Origin of the sequence: Bacillus sp. S2(2019) (assembly GCF_005144805.1) — a bacterium.
Lineage (GTDB): Bacteria > Bacillota > Bacilli > Bacillales > Bacillaceae > Bacillus > Bacillus altitudinis.
Genome location: NZ_SWFL01000003.1, coordinates 306,868 through 322,081 on the forward strand (window position 1 = coordinate 306,868; position 15,214 = coordinate 322,081).

General features: G+C 41.8%; 17 protein-coding genes. 14 read left to right on the forward strand and 3 right to left on the reverse strand.

Annotation, left to right across the window (positions count from 1 at the left end; translation table 11 throughout):
* Positions 1–45: 45 nt before the first annotated feature.
* Positions 46–228, forward strand: coding sequence for a hypothetical protein (locus FBF75_RS11685; protein WP_008342761.1), 183 nt, complete (start codon positions 46–48; stop codon positions 226–228).
* Between the two features lie 32 nt (positions 229–260).
* Here FBF75_RS11685 and FBF75_RS11690 read toward each other — a convergent pair whose 3' ends face one another.
* Entirely contained in the window at positions 261–905 is a 645-nt protein-coding gene (locus tag FBF75_RS11690; RefSeq protein ID WP_017367714.1) for a serine/threonine protein kinase, read from the reverse strand.
* Between the two features lie 226 nt (positions 906–1,131).
* Between FBF75_RS11690 and FBF75_RS11695 the strand changes: the two genes are divergently transcribed.
* The 7 genes from FBF75_RS11695 to yajC all read left to right on the forward strand — a co-directional run bounded on the left by FBF75_RS11695 (position 1,132) and on the right by yajC (position 6,160).
* Complete coding sequence (locus tag FBF75_RS11695) at positions 1,132–1,644, forward strand: intercompartmental signaling factor BofC (protein ID WP_008342756.1); 513 nt, start codon at positions 1,132–1,134, stop codon at positions 1,642–1,644.
* A gap of 147 nt (positions 1,645–1,791) precedes the next feature.
* Positions 1,792–2,397, forward strand: a complete 606-nt coding sequence (gene ruvA, locus FBF75_RS11700; protein WP_017358123.1) for a Holliday junction branch migration protein RuvA — start codon at positions 1,792–1,794, stop codon at positions 2,395–2,397.
* An 11-nt stretch (positions 2,398–2,408) separates the two neighbouring features.
* Positions 2,409–3,413, forward strand: coding sequence for a Holliday junction branch migration DNA helicase RuvB (gene ruvB / locus FBF75_RS11705; protein ID WP_136944770.1), 1,005 nt, complete (start codon positions 2,409–2,411; stop codon positions 3,411–3,413).
* The gene (locus tag FBF75_RS11710) at positions 3,406–3,606 is read left to right on the forward strand and encodes a DUF2905 domain-containing protein (protein WP_008342752.1); all 201 of its coding nucleotides are present in this window, start codon (positions 3,406–3,408) and stop codon (positions 3,604–3,606) included. The genes ruvB and FBF75_RS11710 overlap by 8 nt, the downstream gene beginning before the upstream one ends.
* Before the next feature lie 34 nt (positions 3,607–3,640).
* Positions 3,641–4,669 (forward strand): tRNA preQ1(34) S-adenosylmethionine ribosyltransferase-isomerase QueA, encoded by a 1,029-nt coding sequence (gene queA / locus FBF75_RS11715; protein ID WP_046344118.1) that lies wholly within the window; start codon positions 3,641–3,643, stop codon positions 4,667–4,669.
* Positions 4,670–4,700: 31 nt separating this feature from the next.
* Positions 4,701–5,846 carry a tRNA guanosine(34) transglycosylase Tgt gene (gene tgt / locus FBF75_RS11720; protein WP_007501495.1) on the forward strand — a complete coding sequence of 382 codons (1,146 nt, stop codon included), beginning with the start codon at positions 4,701–4,703 and terminating at the stop codon, positions 5,844–5,846.
* A 47-nt stretch (positions 5,847–5,893) separates the two neighbouring features.
* The gene (gene yajC, locus FBF75_RS11725) at positions 5,894–6,160 is read left to right on the forward strand and encodes a preprotein translocase subunit YajC (protein WP_003216659.1); all 267 of its coding nucleotides are present in this window, start codon (positions 5,894–5,896) and stop codon (positions 6,158–6,160) included.
* Positions 6,161–6,209: 49 nt separating this feature from the next.
* Here yajC and FBF75_RS11730 read toward each other — a convergent pair whose 3' ends face one another.
* Positions 6,210–6,587, reverse strand: coding sequence for a TIGR04086 family membrane protein (locus FBF75_RS11730; protein WP_007501492.1), 378 nt, complete (start codon positions 6,585–6,587; stop codon positions 6,210–6,212).
* 165 nt (positions 6,588–6,752) lie between these two features.
* Between FBF75_RS11730 and FBF75_RS11735 the strand changes: the two genes are divergently transcribed.
* Complete coding sequence (locus FBF75_RS11735; RefSeq protein WP_019743031.1) at positions 6,753–7,415, forward strand: DUF421 domain-containing protein; 663 nt, start codon at positions 6,753–6,755, stop codon at positions 7,413–7,415.
* A 1-nt stretch (position 7,416) separates the two neighbouring features.
* On the opposite strand, the gene spoVB is transcribed toward FBF75_RS11735, so the two are convergent.
* A complete protein-coding gene (spoVB, locus tag FBF75_RS11740) occupies positions 7,417–8,967 on the reverse strand; it encodes a stage V sporulation protein B (protein ID WP_136944771.1) in 1,551 nt (516 codons plus the stop codon).
* A 116-nt stretch (positions 8,968–9,083) separates the two neighbouring features.
* Here spoVB and FBF75_RS11745 point away from each other — a divergent pair, with 116 nt between their 5' ends.
* The 5 genes from FBF75_RS11745 to recJ all read left to right on the forward strand — a co-directional run bounded on the left by FBF75_RS11745 (position 9,084) and on the right by recJ (position 15,210).
* A complete protein-coding gene (locus FBF75_RS11745) occupies positions 9,084–9,380 on the forward strand; it encodes a post-transcriptional regulator (protein ID WP_003216788.1) in 297 nt (98 codons plus the stop codon).
* Between the two features lie 41 nt (positions 9,381–9,421).
* Positions 9,422–11,650 carry a protein translocase subunit SecDF gene (gene secDF / locus FBF75_RS11750; RefSeq protein WP_017358118.1) on the forward strand — a complete coding sequence of 743 codons (2,229 nt, stop codon included), beginning with the start codon at positions 9,422–9,424 and terminating at the stop codon, positions 11,648–11,650.
* A gap of 200 nt (positions 11,651–11,850) precedes the next feature.
* The gene (locus tag FBF75_RS11755) at positions 11,851–12,339 is read left to right on the forward strand and encodes a cation:proton antiporter regulatory subunit (RefSeq protein WP_046344113.1); all 489 of its coding nucleotides are present in this window, start codon (positions 11,851–11,853) and stop codon (positions 12,337–12,339) included.
* A 99-nt stretch (positions 12,340–12,438) separates the two neighbouring features.
* Positions 12,439–12,795, forward strand: a complete 357-nt coding sequence (locus tag FBF75_RS11760; protein WP_025207709.1) for a LapA family protein — start codon at positions 12,439–12,441, stop codon at positions 12,793–12,795.
* 81 nt (positions 12,796–12,876) lie between these two features.
* Positions 12,877–15,210 (forward strand): single-stranded-DNA-specific exonuclease RecJ, encoded by a 2,334-nt coding sequence (gene recJ, locus FBF75_RS11765; protein ID WP_136944772.1) that lies wholly within the window; start codon positions 12,877–12,879, stop codon positions 15,208–15,210.
* The last annotated feature ends 4 nt before the right edge of the window (positions 15,211–15,214 follow it).

Sequence of the window (15,214 nt, forward strand, 5' to 3'; positions counted from 1 at the left end):
CTGACCGATTCGGTTAGTGAACAAGACAGAGTGGAAGGTGATCTTATGATGAAAGTATTTAAGGTAACATTTCATATGAACAATGGGGAAGTGCTCGATTTCGAGCTGAAACGTCCAGCTACCTATGATGTGTATAAAAAAATTGAGGAAGCCAATCATTGGTTTAAGCTGAATAATGAAATCATTAACCTATTAAATGTGAATAGTATCCATGTAGAAACAGAATAAAACAGAAAGCCGCTCAAAGAGAGCGGCTTTCATTATGCAGTAAAATCATTTCGATTGTTCAGCTGACCTCGAGACAGCCAGTTTTTCTTATACAAATAGGCAATCACTTCAAGCCATAGACGCGGCGCTTTTTTAGGGAAAAAAGGTTTTTGATAATAGGCGTATGCAGCTTTTAAATCATCCCATTGATGACATGTTTTCGTTTGCGTGAAGCGGGCGACGTCAATGACCCTGACGCGGCCATCCTTTGTTAAAATTAAATTCCGCAGATGAATATCAGAAGGATTTAAACCTTTCGCGCGTGCTTCTTCCAATGCATCATCTACTTGTTCAATCATTTGTTTTTTGATCGGAATTCCTTTTGTCAGGCATTCATAGAAAGTATAACCTTTAATATATTCCATTAAAATATACTGATCCCCAGACTCGTAAATCTCAGGATAATAGGAGGAGCCGGAAAGTTTTTCATAAATTGCAGCCTCTTTGCGGGCGATGTTTCGATAAGAAGGAAAAAAGACTTTTAACGCCATTTTTTTGCCGTCTTTTTTGTATGAAAATACATAGGCACTTCTTCCTTTGCCGCACAGCTCAAGCTCAGCCGGTTTAAAGACGAGCTTATTAAAACGCTTTTCTTCTTGATACTGAATCGATTCGGCTAATCTTTTGACATCTGACATTGACTTCACCTTCTTTGGTTTCAGTTTATGCGGCTGAAAAACGAATGATGAAAAAACCATGTAATTCGGTAGAGCAATGGATTGTATAAAACATAACATTTACGCACGAAGGATACAACGAAAGACGCTCAATATGTGTCAAGACATCGATTTGGTTAATGTTTAGCAAAATGGGTCAAACTACATATGTCATGCATCGATCTTATGTTCTAAAGAGGTGTAAATAGTGAAAGTGAAAATAAAGTATTTCGTTACAGGACTTATCATGACAAGTGTACTCTTTTTCGCTGTTGATATGGAAGCAGCAGAACACTTGCAAAAAGAGTCAAAAACCATCAACGTTCAGCTTGAAAAGGTCTATCTAGACGGCGATGTAAGTATTGAAAGACAGCGGGCATCATTAGAAGACAAAGACACATTTTGGGCCCAGTATAAGGGCTGGACATTGGTAGAACAGCGAGAGGATTTTGCCCTTTTTAGAAAGCAAATTGACGATATATCGCCTTTGAGTAAAGCAAATGGATATATCGGATTATCAGAAGACGGCGTGATTTCTACGTTTCATGGAAGGCCTGACGGGTGGGCGGAGCCTATTCATCTCTTTTTTCAAATTGATACGTCCCGCTTGGAAAGTCATGTAGAGCAGCAGCTTGCACAAGGCATTCCGTTTCGAACAAAAGATGAATTTGAGCATGTGCTTGAAGTCATGAAACCTTACCGAAATGAACAATCGTTTTAATCGTATGACAGCTTGCTGGTGTGAAGACCGCAAGCTCTTTTTCATGGGTTGACGATGAAAAAAGGCTGAGCGAACGTATGTTAACTTTTATTACGGTTTTCTCTTCGATTTATGTTACAATGGAGAACAGTCAAAGAGGTGAAAACGGTGATAGAGTTTGTAAAAGGGACCATTGATTATGTGTGCCCGCAATATGTTGTCATTGAAAACGGCGGAGTGGGCTATCAAGTCTATACCCCAAATCCGTTTATCTATCGAGTAACAAAACAAGAAACGATTTATACGTATCATTACATAAAGGAAGACGCTTTTTCGTTATATGGATTCCAAACACGAGAAGAAAAAGCGTTGTTCACAAAACTGTTAAATGTCACAGGGATTGGACCGAAGGGTGCGCTTGCGATTCTTGCTTCCGGTGACCCTGGCGCTGTCATTTCAGCGATCGAACGAGAGGATGAAGCTTTCCTCATTAAATTCCCGGGTGTTGGCAAAAAAACAGCACGTCAGATCATTCTAGATCTGAAAGGGAAGCTCGCAGATGTGGTGCCTGAAATGATAGGAAACTTATTTAACCACGAGGATCATATCCAGATTGAAACGCAGCAAAGCGCTTTAGATGAAGCGGTTGAAGCCTTAAGTGTCCTTGGGTATGGTGATCGTGAAATCAAAAAGGTTCTTCCTTTATTAAAAGAAGAGAAGAATCTTACAACCGATCAATATGTGAAAAAAGCTTTACAAAAAATGTTGAAATAGGGTGATGTCTCATGGATGAACGGCTCGTCTCAACTGAAGCAGACAACCATGAATCAGCCATTGAGCAAAGTCTGCGTCCACAGACGCTTAGTCAATATATTGGCCAGCAGAAAGTAAAGGATAATCTCAGCGTATTTATTGAAGCTGCCCGAATGAGGCAGGAAACGCTGGATCACGTTCTTTTATATGGACCGCCGGGACTTGGAAAAACAACGCTTGCGTCGATCATTGCCAATGAAATGAATGTTCAGCTGCGTACAACGTCTGGACCAGCGATTGAACGCCCTGGCGATTTGGCGGCGATCTTAACATCTCTTGAACCTGGCGATGTTCTGTTTATTGATGAAATTCATCGCTTGCAGCGTTCAATAGAGGAAGTGCTATATCCAGCGATGGAGGACTTTTGTCTAGATATCGTGATTGGAAAAGGAGATACAGCACGCTCTGTGCGGCTTGATTTACCGCCATTTACGCTTGTAGGTGCTACAACCCGTGTTGGGCTTTTAACAGCGCCGCTTCGTGATAGGTTTGGGGTTCATGCAAGATTGGAATACTATGAGCAAAGAGATTTGGCTCACATTGTAGCAAGAACAGCCGAGCTGTTTGAGATTGGGATCGACATTCGTTCAGCTGAAGAGATTGCAAGAAGATCTAGAGGCACACCGAGGGTCGCCAATCGTCTGCTCAGAAGAGTGAGAGATTTTGCGCAGGTGCTTGGAAATCATGCGATCACACAAGAAATTGCAGAAGATGCTCTTGAGCGTCTGCAAGTTGACAGACTCGGACTTGATCATATCGATCATAAGCTGCTTTTAAGTATGATTGAAAAATTTAGAGGCGGTCCTGTTGGACTTGATACGATCTCAGCGACAATTGGAGAAGAATCACATACGATTGAAGATGTGTACGAACCGTATTTACTGCAAATTGGTTTTCTGCAAAGAACACCAAGAGGGCGGGTCGTCACAAGAGAAGCGTATGAACATTTTCATATGGAGGTTCCGATTCGTGACTGAATTCCCTAAAATGTTGATGATTTTAGGTGGTGTCCTTTTTGCCGCAGGTTTAGTGTTTCAATTGGTTGGGAAACTTCCAGGCGATATTTTCGTGAAAAAAGGGAACGTAACGTTCTTTTTTCCTGTGATTACATGCATTGTCATTAGCATCGTCCTAACCATTTTACTCAATGTCTTCGGACGGATGAAATAACGTTAACTAGTTAACTACAGAATAGGTGAAGGAAATGAAGTTAGAACTATTTGATTTTGATTTACCAGAAAGATTGATTGCACAAGTGCCGCTTGAAAAACGAGATGCATCAAGACTGATGGTCTTAAATAAACAAACAGGTGGCATCACACATGATACATTCTCGCAAATCACAGATTACTTTCAAAAGGGTGATTGTCTCGTTTTAAACAATACACGTGTATTGCCTGCACGTCTGTTTGGAACGAAAGAGGATACGGGTGCTAAAGTGGAGCTGCTTCTTTTGAAACAAGAAGAAGGAGACAAATGGGAAACGCTCGTGAAACCAGCAAAACGTGTGAAAAACGGAACAGTCATTACATTTGGTGATGGACGATTAAAAGCGGTATGTACAGAAGAACTGGAACATGGCGGAAGAAAAGTTGAGTTTCAGTATACAGGCATTTTTTATGAAGTACTTGAATCCTTAGGTGAAATGCCGCTGCCTCCGTACATTAAAGAGCAGCTTGACGATCGTGAGCGTTATCAAACCGTTTATTCCAAAGAGGTTGGTTCGGCTGCTGCGCCTACTGCCGGTCTTCACTTTACAAATGAACTGCTGGATGCACTGAAAGCAAAAGGAGTGCATATTGCGTTTATTACGCTCCATGTAGGGCTTGGCACATTTCGACCGGTCAGTGCTGAACGCATTGAAGAACATGAAATGCACGCAGAGTTTTACGAAATGAATGAAGAAACGGCAGAAGAACTTAATCGCGTGCGCAAAGAAGGCGGACGGATTATTTCAGTCGGAACAACTTCGACAAGAACGCTTGAAACCATTGCAAGTGCTTATGATGGTGAATTCAAAGCGTCAAGCGGCTGGACGTCGATTTTTATTTATCCAGGCTACACATTTAAGGCAATTGATGGCATGATCACGAATTTCCACTTGCCAAAATCGTCTTTAATTATGCTTGTCAGTGCATTAGCTGGACGAGAACACGTCCTAAAAGCGTACAATGAGGCTGTAAAAGAGGAATACCGATTCTTCAGTTTTGGCGATGCCATGCTGATTCAATAACATCATACAACAAAGACAGGAGGGCTCATTTTTGTCGCAATTACCGATACGTTATGAGTTCATTAAATCATGCAAACAAACAGGTGCACGTCTTGGACGCGTTCATACACCGCACGGCTCCTTTGAAACACCTGTATTTATGCCAGTTGGTACACTGGCTACAGTGAAAACAATGGCGCCTGAAGAGTTAAAAGCAATGGAAGCAGGCATCATTTTAAGCAATACGTATCATCTATGGCTGCGCCCGGGGCATGACATTGTCAAAGAAGCAGGCGGCCTGCACAAATTTATGAACTGGGATCGAGCGATTCTAACAGATTCAGGCGGTTTCCAAGTGTTTTCTTTAAGTGAATTTAGAAAAATTGAAGAAGAAGGCGTTCACTTCCGTAATCACTTAAATGGAGATAAGTTGTTCCTTTCTCCTGAAAAAGCGATGGAGATTCAAAATGCGCTCGGCTCAGATATTATGATGGCATTTGACGAATGCCCTCCGTATCCAGCAGAGTACGATTATATGAAACGTTCTGTAGAGCGGACAAGCAGATGGGCAGAGCGCTGCTTAACAGCGCACCAGCGTCCAGAGGATCAAGGGCTGTTTGGCATTGTGCAGGGCGGAGAATACGAAGAGCTTCGTAAACAAAGTGCAAAAGATCTTGTTTCACTTGATTTCCCAGGCTACGCCATTGGAGGTTTATCTGTTGGTGAACCAAAAGATGTGATGAACCGTGTGCTGGAGTTTACAACGCCATATTTACCGGCAGACAAGCCAAGGTACTTAATGGGTGTCGGCTCGCCAGATTCATTAATTGACGGTGCGATTCGCGGTGTCGATATGTTTGACTGTGTACTGCCGACGCGAATTGCCAGAAACGGTACGCTCATGACAAGCGAAGGACGTCTTGTTGTGAAAAATGCTAAATATGAGCGTGATTTCAGACCAATCGATGAAAACTGCGACTGCTACACATGTAAAAATTACACACGCGCTTATATTAGACATTTGATCCGTACAAATGAGACGTTCGGAATTCGATTAACAACTTATCATAATCTTCATTTTCTGTTAAAATTAATGGAGCAAGTGAGAGAAGCTATCCGTGAGGATCGTTTAGGTGATTTTAGAGAAGAGTTTTTTGAGCGTTATGGCTTTAACAAACCGAATGCGAAAAACTTTTAACGCATAAACGAAAAGCTTTACAATGCTTTAGAAAGGGGTGAGATAGAATGGATGGTGGTATGGGTTCAATCATTATGATTGTTGTCATGTTTGCTGTGCTTTACTTCTTGTTAATCCGTCCACAGCAAAAGCAACAAAAAGCTGTGCGTCAGATGCAGCAATCTTTATCAAAAGGCGATAAAATTGTCACAATCGGTGGTTTACACGGTGAAATCGACTACATTGATGAATCAAAAGTGGTCATCAAAACAAGCGAAAACAACCGTTTAACTTTTGACCGACGTGCTATTAGAGAATTAGCTGACAAAGGTTAATCCTCCAATACATAGCGATAAAAAAAGAGCGATATCATTCGCTCTTTTTTTATTTGCCCCGAAGATTAACGCCAATCATTCCCCCTAGCATACAAATTCCCAAAAAGGCTGCATGATAGATGAATTGTTCTGGTGAAAAGGTTTCTCCAAACCCTAAATATTGAAATAAAAAAACAGTGAGTGAAAAGATAAAAGAGGTCATGGCGCCAATGAGCCAGCCCCGTTCCTTTGCTTTCCCTCCAGAAATCATTCCTCCTAGAAAAAGTGCCGCAAAGGACAAGATCATGATCATCCATTTAAACGATGATTCCTGCATACTTGTGAAGGTAAGCATCAGTGATACAAGTAAGCTTGTGACAATCATCACGACAAAAATAGCAATTAAGCCAGATAAAATGCCTTTTCCTATTTGTTTCGTTTCCTGCATGTGATTCGTCTCCTCTCCAATTGACCGAAGCTTGTCTTTTACTAAAATGTATTCACGGAGAAGAAAAAATAGACATGTTTCTCGTGATAAAAACCGAGGCTTTCTTTTCTACATAAATAAAGTGTTTTGACACAAGCTATGGTGGAGAAGGAGGGGTTACATCATATGCAGGACATCTTAATTATCTCCATGAGAACGATCATTTTATATTTTCTCATTTGGTTTATCTTTCGTTTAATGGGCAAAAGGGAGATTGGGGAACTGAGTATTTTAGATCTTGTTATTTTTATGATGATCGCTGAAATTGCGGTGCTCGCCATAGAAGAAGTAGAGGATCACATGTTACATACAGTATGGCCGATCCTGCTGTTAACCTTCATTCAAATCACCCTTGCCTATTTGTCATTAAAATTTCAAGGTGTCCGGCGTTTTCTCGACGGTAAGCCAGCCCTGCTCATCATCAACGGAAAAATAGATGAGGGTGCGATGAGAAAACAGCGATACAATTTTGATGATTTGCTGATTCAATTAAGAGAAAATAACATCGATAGTATCCAGGATGTCTCATATGCCATCTTAGAGCCTTCAGGGAAGCTCGCCGTTGTTGAAAAAGAAAACAAGCGCAAACATGCAGCGCTTGAGCTCCCTCTTATTGCAGACGGTGTGGTTCAGCATGATCATCTTAAGCAGATCAACCATGATGAACAGTGGCTGATAAAGGAGCTTGCCAAAAGAGGCTATGATGACATCGAGCAGATCTCCTACTGTAGCTTTAATCAGAAGGATTTTTATATTGATTTGAAAGATGAAGTGATCAAGAAAGAATGAGCTAAAGCAGCTTCCCAATAAACGGGATGCGGCGTAGCTCTTCTCGTTTCACTAGCCCAAGACAGATTAATAGAATGAGATACAGCATGCACGTCAAAACGATCATCATGACAAGCTCTAAAGGTGCGGAAAAGAGTCCGCTCGCTTGATGTTTCATCCATAAGCTGACCGCCCCAGTACCGATGATCACAAGGACGCAAAGTCCATATTCTTTTAATGGTAAATGAATAGGCAGCACTTTACCGACAGTTGCCGCATGGAGCAACGTGACAAGAACGATGCCTATGAGTATCGCAAGCGCTGCGCCCATAATGCCAAAGCTTGGCTGTGAAGCAAGAACAAAGATCATACCTGTTTTCACAACAGCACCTATCAAACTGTTGGTCATCGCTGCCCCCGCTAAATTTAATGCTTGAAGGACAGCCTGCAACGGCCCTTGAAAGTAATAGAGCAAAAAGAAGGGGGCCATGAATTTTACATAGACAGCGGCATGAGATGAACCATACATGAAGAGGGTTAAATTTTCTGCATACACGAAAAGGATAATACATGAAATACCCCCGCTTAATAAACAAAGGCGCATCGCCTGCTTGAGTCGGTATTCGACCGTTTTGCGTTTGTTCTGTTCCATCCCCTCACTAATCGCTGGAACTAGTGCGGTGGAGAGAGAATACGTGATAAAACTAGGAAGTGTCAAAAGGGTGAGCGCAAGTCCTGTCAATTCTCCGTACTGCCTTGTTGCTTCCACAGCTGCATAACCGGCAATCGCAAGGCTTTGCGCGACGACAATCGGTTCTAAAAACCAAGAGATATTGCCGATGAAACGGCTGCCTGTCGTTGGCAGGGCAATACTCATGAGCTGTTTAAACGTGTCCTTCCCATCATGAATTGCCTTGAAAAAACGTTTTCGGATACGGATGGTCTTTTTATAACGAAAGGCAATCAGTAAGTAAGCAAGTGAAATCATTTCCCCAATGACAGATGAAATCATGGCGCCTGCTGCTGCGTATTCAATTCCATAAGGCAGGAACGCTGTTGTACATACTGCTACGAGTGAAATTCTTGCGACCTGTTCTAGTACTTGCGACATCGCAAGCGGGCTCATTTGCTGTCTTCCTTGGAAATAGCCCCTTAACACACTTGAGATCGCAATAACGGGTACGACTGGTGTAATGGCAAGCAGAGGATAGACCGTTCTAGGATCTGTCAGCATATTTTCCGCCATAATAGGGGCAAACCATAAAAAAAGCGGCGTGAAAATCAGGCTGAGTGTTCCTGTTATCGCAAGGGACATCACTAGAATGCGTTTTGTTTTCTGTTTGTCACCACGGGCTTCTGCTTCTGCGACTAGCTTACTAATCGCAACAGGAAGTCCGAATTGTGTCAGCGTCACGGCGAGAAAAAAGGTAGGCGCTGCCATCATATAAAGCCCTACGCCTTCTTCACCAATGAACCTTGCAATCACAATTCGATTGACAAAACCCAATATTCTTGTAATAAAACCTGCTAAAATTAAAATAATCGTCCCTTTTAAAAACGTTTGCTTCGTCAAATCACAGATCACCTGCCTTCTCAAACGACATAGAATCATATACAATAAGATATGCGTGTATATCGTCCAAGCATGACAAGTCTCTCGATAAAAAACTGAAAAGGGGGAGCCTCACATTGACACAACATCCGGCTGCTATATACAAAGACCATTTAAAGCCTTTTCTGTTCAGTAAGCTTGAAGAATTCATCGTTTTGGGCTATAAAGATGTAGATTTAGAGGAATTATGGTCATACTTAGAGAATAAGAAGTGGAAGAAAAAACAAGAGTATCCGATTCATGAAATGGTTGCAGATATTTTATCTGTGAAAATTGGCGAATTTATGAACTATGCAACCGTTCAGTCGTTTAAAACGTCTGCTTTTTTGGACAGTGAAGATGGCAAGAATATGCTGGACGAACTGTTGAAATAAGCCATCTAAATGGATTCAGGTGTTTAAGGAGGAAATACATAATGAAAAAAGGGCGCATACTTGCGTTTTTCTTAGTGGTTCTGTTAATCGGAACTGGTGTGGGCTTATTAACGAAGCCCGTTGCGAAAGATATGACGCTAGGGCTGGACTTACAGGGTGGATTTGAAGTTCTGTATGATGTACACCCAGTGAAAAAAGAAGACAAGATCACAAATGGTGTTCTCGTCAGTACAGTAGAGGCTTTAAACCGAAGAGCCAACGTGCTTGGGGTCAGTGAGCCGAACATTTCGATTGAAGGAAACAACCGTATCCGCGTACAGCTTGCGGGTGTAAAAGATCAAAACAGAGCACGGGAGATTCTATCGACTGAAGCACAGCTTTCCTTCAGAGATACGAATGACAAAGAGCTTCTAAACGGATCTGATCTTGTTGAAAATGGTGCAAAACAAACATTCAATCAAACGAATGAGCCGATCGTGACGGTCAAACTAAAGGATGCGAAAAAGTTTGGTGACGTGACAAAAAAAGTAGCGGCGATGGCACCAAACAATCAGCTTGTCATTTGGCTTGATTATCATAAGGGAGATTCCTTCAAAAAAGAAGTCTCTAAATCAAATCATAAGTATGTATCTGCGCCGAATGTAAACCAAGAAATTAACAGCAGTGACGTACAAATCGAAGGAAACTTTACGGTTCAAGAGGCAAAAGACCTTGCGAGCATTTTAAATGCCGGCGCATTGCCAGTAAAATTAACCGAAAAATATTCAACATCTGTGAGTGCACAGTTTGGTGAGCAAGCACTAAACGAAACAGTCTTCGCAGGAATTGTAGGAATCGCATTTATCTTCTTATTCATGCTGTTTTATTACCGATTACCAGGTCTTGTTGCTGTCATTACACTGTCAGCTTATATCTATATCACACTGCAAGTCTTTGACTGGATGGGTGCGGTCATGACACTGCCTGGAATCGCGGCATTGATTCTTGGGGTAGGGATGGCTGTCGATGCCAACATTATTACGTATGAGCGGATTAAAGAAGAGCTCAAGCTCGGTAAATCTGTCCGTTCTGCTTTCAGATCGGGTAACCGCAGATCATTTGCCACGATCTTTGATGCAAACTTAACAAGTATTATTGCCGGAGGGGTTCTGTTCTTCTTTGGAACAAGCTCTGTCAAAGGATTTGCAACCATGCTTATCCTATCGATTTTGACAAGCTTTATCACGGCTGTCTTCCTATCAAGATTCCTTCTTGGATTACTTGTAGAAAGCCGTTATCTCGACCGCAGAAAAGGCTGGTTTGGGGTTCGTCAGAAAGACATTATTGATATTCATGAAACAACTGAAAATACTGAACCGAAAACACCATTTGATAAATGGGATTTCGTTAGCAAACGTAAAGGCTTTATGATTTTCTCAGCAGCCATTACCATTGCTGGAATCATTGTGCTGTCAATCTTCAAGCTCAATGCAGGTATTGACTTTGCAAGTGGTACTAGAGTTGATATTCAAAGTGACCATAAACTGTCAACAGAACAGGTGGAGCAAGATTTTAAAAAGCTAGACCTTGAGACAGACAGTGTTGTGTTATCGGGTCAAAAAGAAAATCAAGCAGCAGCTCGATTTGTCGGTGTTCCGAATAAAGAAAAAATTGCTGAAGTGAAAGATTACTTCAAAGATAAATACGGAACGGAGCCTAACGTAAGTACAGTGTCTCCGACGGTCGGAAAAGAGCTTGCGCGTAACGCATTATACGCTGTCATCATTGCTTCTATCGGGATTATCTTATATGTATCCGTCCGATTTGAGTATAAAATGGCGATTGCAGCCATTGTCTCTCTGCTTTACGATGCGTTCTTTATCGTTGCCTTCTTTAGTATTACGCGCTTAGAGGTGGATGTCACCTTCATTGCAGCGATACTCACGGTCATCGGGTACTCAATCAATGACACGATTGTCACCTTCGACAGGGTGCGTGAGCAAATGAAGAAACGCAAACCGAAAACGATCGAAGATTTATCGTACATTGTGAATTTAAGTTTACAGCAAACCTTTACGCGTTCTGTGAACACTGTGCTTACCGTACTTGTAGTGGTGATTGCACTTCTCATTTTCGGTTCAGCATCTATTACAAACTTCTCCATCGCCTTACTTGTCGGCCTATTAACAGGGGTGTATTCATCCCTTTACATTGCGGCACAAATTTGGCTGATATGGAAAGGTCGTGAGCTGAAAAAGCCGGCTAAAATCGACACAGAACAAGATATTTAAACAAGAAAGACTGCCAGCTTGGCAGTCTTTTTTTCATGCATCATACTTGTCATCGTCACAACAATAAGATGATATGTAAAAACATTTCGGGTTTCATTGATCTTGAAATGGTCTTTTGCTATAATGACATACGTTTAGATCAGTATAGAAAGCAAGTGTCCGTTTGGGGCATTTGGCTTTTATTCATTGGAGGGGCTGTTATGAAGGTTCGGGAAACTGAACTGCCAGGTATCGGTCACAAAGCCGAAATGATCACAAGAAATAATGAGAAACTTGCCATTATCACACATGATGACGGCAGAAGAGAGATGTATCATTTTCAAGAAGATGATCACGAAGAATGTATTTCTGGTATCTTGCTTAGCGATGAAGAAGCAAGACAAATCTCGGCTATTTTAGGCGGCATGGTCTATAAACCAAAAGCGCTTGAGACAGTGGAGGTGGCCATTGATGAACTCATCATTGAATGGTTTAAGATTGAAAAGAACGCACCGGCTGTTAACCAGACGATCGGAGACCTGAGTGTTCGCCAAAACTATCAAGTAACAGTCATCGCCATTGTAAGAAAATCACATGAGAAAATTTTAAATCCAGGACCAGATACGGTGATTGAAGAAGGAGACACCCTTGTCATCTCTGGAGAAAGAAAAGAATTAAAGAGACTTATTAAAGAAAAACTCAGCAGCTAAGCGCCCATGCTGATAGAAAACCTTCCACCATGTTCTTTCGGTGTTTAAAAAGGACAAGAAAGAGGGAAGAATAAAAGAAAAAGCTTGGGGGATTTGTAGATGAATAAACAACAATGGACCATCATACTCGCATTTATTTTCGTATTAATTGTCTCAGTATTTGCTGTTATTAACGTGCGGCCTGTACAGGTAGACTACTTATTTGGAACGGCTGAATGGCCGCTGATCCTTGTCATTATCGGTTCTGTTCTGATGGGCGGACTCATTGTGGCTTTTGCGGGGATTTTCCAAATTGTGAAACTGAAACGTGAATTAAAAGCATTAAAAGCTGAACGTGCAGCCACTGTGACTGCCCCTACTGCTTCTCCAAAAAAGGTAGACAAAGACGTTCAAAAGAAAACGAATGTCACACCTTTAAAAGAACAGCCAGCGTCTTTTGACCGGAAGGAAAAATAATCTTCCAGTACAATTTCATAAAATAAAAATTGAAACCCCTCAGTCCACTCTAGTATAATAGTGTGGTTGAGGGGTGAATTTATGTTATTATCCAAAATGCGTTGGGAATATGAACATCCTAGCGAAGAAAAAGTGAAATCACTCTCTGAAAATCTGAATATTTCAGCGCTGACTGCATCACTTCTTGTACAAAGAGGGCTCGAAGAAGTAGAAGAAGCGAGGTCTTTTTTATTTGATCAAAAAGCCGAATTTCATGATCCATTCTTATTAAAAGGAATGAAAGAAGCAGTAGAGCGCATCAACAAAGCGATCGAAGAGCAGGAATCGATTGTGATCTTCGGAGATTATGATGCAGATGGTGTGACAAGTACTTCTGTACTTTTACATACACTTAAAGAACGATCTGCGAAGGTAGACTTTTATATTCCAGATCGATTTAAAGAAGGATATGGGCCAAACGAACAGGCTTTCCGATATATCAAAGAGCAAGGAGCATCGCTTGTCATCACTGTGGATACAGGGATCGCTGCTGTAAATGAAGCACGTATTGCAAAAGAAATAGGATTAGACCTGATCATCACAGATCACCATGAACCAAGCGAGGAACTGCCTGAGGCACTTGCGATTGTACATCCTAAGCAGCCTGGGTGTGAGTATCCGTTTAAAGAGCTGGCGGGTGTCGGTGTTGCGTTTAAAGTGGCACATGCACTCCTCGGTAAACTCCCAGTAGAATTATTAGATCTTGCTGCAATCGGTACCATTGCGGATCTTGTCCCGCTGCATGATGAAAATAGATGGATTGCCAAAAAAGGTCTTATGCAGCTTCGACAGTCTAGACGGCCTGGGTTAAAAGCGTTATTAAAAGAAGCAGGCGCCACTCTTGAAGAAGCAAATGAGGAAACAGTCGGCTTTCAAATTGCGCCAAGGCTGAATGCTGTTGGACGAATTGAGCAGGCAGATCCGGCTGTTCATCTTCTCATGACTGAGGATATGGATGAAGCAGAAGAACTCGCTCGTTTTGTACAAGAATTGAACAAAGAACGGCAGAAAATTGTGAGTACGATCACGGAAGAAGCCATTCAAATGGTCGAAGAGACAGGTGCTGACCAGTCTGCTATCGTCGTAGCAAAAGCTGGCTGGAATCCAGGCGTTGTCGGCATTGTTGCCTCAAAATTGACGGATACATTTTCTCGTCCGGCGATTGTGCTTGGAATAGATGAAGAAACGCAGATGGCGAAAGGGTCAGCCCGAAGTATTCCTGGCTTTGATTTATTTTTCCATTTGAGCAAGTGCCGTGACATCCTGCCGCATTTCGGTGGACACCCGATGGCAGCAGGAATGACACTTCAAGCGGATGATGTTCCTTTACTTAGGGAAAGATTGAATCAATATGCAAATGAAACGTTGACAGAAGAAGATTTTATTCCAATTCAACGGGTCGATGCAGTATGTAAAGTGGACGAAATGACGGTGCAAGCCATTGAAGAAGTGGGACTGCTGTCCCCGTTTGGCATGCAGAATCCTAAGCCGTTCATTATGATTGAAGACGCCCAGCTTGAAGACATCCGAACGATCGGGGCCAATCAAAATCACATTAAAATGTCACTAAAAGACGAAGACAAGCTGCTCGACTGTGTCGGTTTTCATCAAGGCAAACTAAAAGAAGAACTTGTCCCAGGGAGTCAAATCTCTGTCGTTGGCGAGGTCTCGATTAATGAATGGAATAACCGAAAGAAACCTCAGCTCATGCTAAAAGACGCTAGAGTCGATGAATGGCAGCTGTTTGATTTACGCGGGAAAAAAGATTGGGAAAAGAAAGTATCAACACTTGATCCAGCAAAAACGATGGTCTTCTGTTTTGACGAAGAAACAAAAAAGCAATCGGAGCTGGTGGATATTCCGATTCACCTTATTGATGCAGAAAATGTATCCACGTTTAATGTGCAGGAAAAGTATGTGATCTTTGCCGATGTTCCTGCCGACGAACACTTGCTCAAGCTGCTTTTAGAAAATCAACAACCAGCAAGAATTTATACGGTGTTTCAGCGGAAAGAAGATCACTTTATGTCCTCATTCCCGAGCCGTGATCAATTCAAATGGTTTTATGGGTTCTTGTTCAAACGGGGAAGTTTTCCTATTAAAGAACAAGGCATGGAGCTTGCCAAACATAGAGGTTGGACAAAAGATACAATCATTTTTATGACAAAGGTGTTTTTTGAACTCGGTTTTGTTAAAATAGAGAATGGTGTGCTGTCAATAGTGCGTGATGCCCCTAAAAAAGATTTAACCGCATCATCGTCTTATACAGCAAAACAACGATTGATGGAACTCGATCAAACACTAACATATTCCTCAGCCAAAGAGCTGAAGGAATGGCTGAATAGCATGATGAGCGAAGTCTCACCTGTGCTTTGACGTA

Excerpts from the sequence above, each read along its gene's own strand:
- FBF75_RS11690 (WP_017367714.1), bottom strand. The coding sequence starts at position 905 with ATGTCAGATGTCAAAAGATTAGCCGAATCGATTCAGTATCAAGAAGAA.
- FBF75_RS11685 (WP_008342761.1), top strand. The coding sequence starts at position 46 with ATGATGAAAGTATTTAAGGTAACATTTCATATGAACAATGGGGAAGTG.
- yajC (WP_003216659.1), top strand. The coding sequence starts at position 5,894 with ATGGATGGTGGTATGGGTTCAATCATTATGATTGTTGTCATGTTTGCT.
- FBF75_RS11755 (WP_046344113.1), top strand. The coding sequence starts at position 11,851 with ATGAAGGTTCGGGAAACTGAACTGCCAGGTATCGGTCACAAAGCCGAA.
- queA (WP_046344118.1), top strand. The coding sequence starts at position 3,641 with ATGAAGTTAGAACTATTTGATTTTGATTTACCAGAAAGATTGATTGCA.
- FBF75_RS11735 (WP_019743031.1), top strand. The coding sequence starts at position 6,753 with ATGCAGGACATCTTAATTATCTCCATGAGAACGATCATTTTATATTTT.
- recJ (WP_136944772.1), top strand. The coding sequence starts at position 12,877 with ATGTTATTATCCAAAATGCGTTGGGAATATGAACATCCTAGCGAAGAA.
- FBF75_RS11730 (WP_007501492.1), bottom strand. The coding sequence starts at position 6,587 with ATGCAGGAAACGAAACAAATAGGAAAAGGCATTTTATCTGGCTTAATT.
- secDF (WP_017358118.1), top strand. The coding sequence starts at position 9,422 with ATGAAAAAAGGGCGCATACTTGCGTTTTTCTTAGTGGTTCTGTTAATC.
- ruvB (WP_136944770.1), top strand. The coding sequence starts at position 2,409 with ATGGATGAACGGCTCGTCTCAACTGAAGCAGACAACCATGAATCAGCC.
- FBF75_RS11760 (WP_025207709.1), top strand. The coding sequence starts at position 12,439 with ATGAATAAACAACAATGGACCATCATACTCGCATTTATTTTCGTATTA.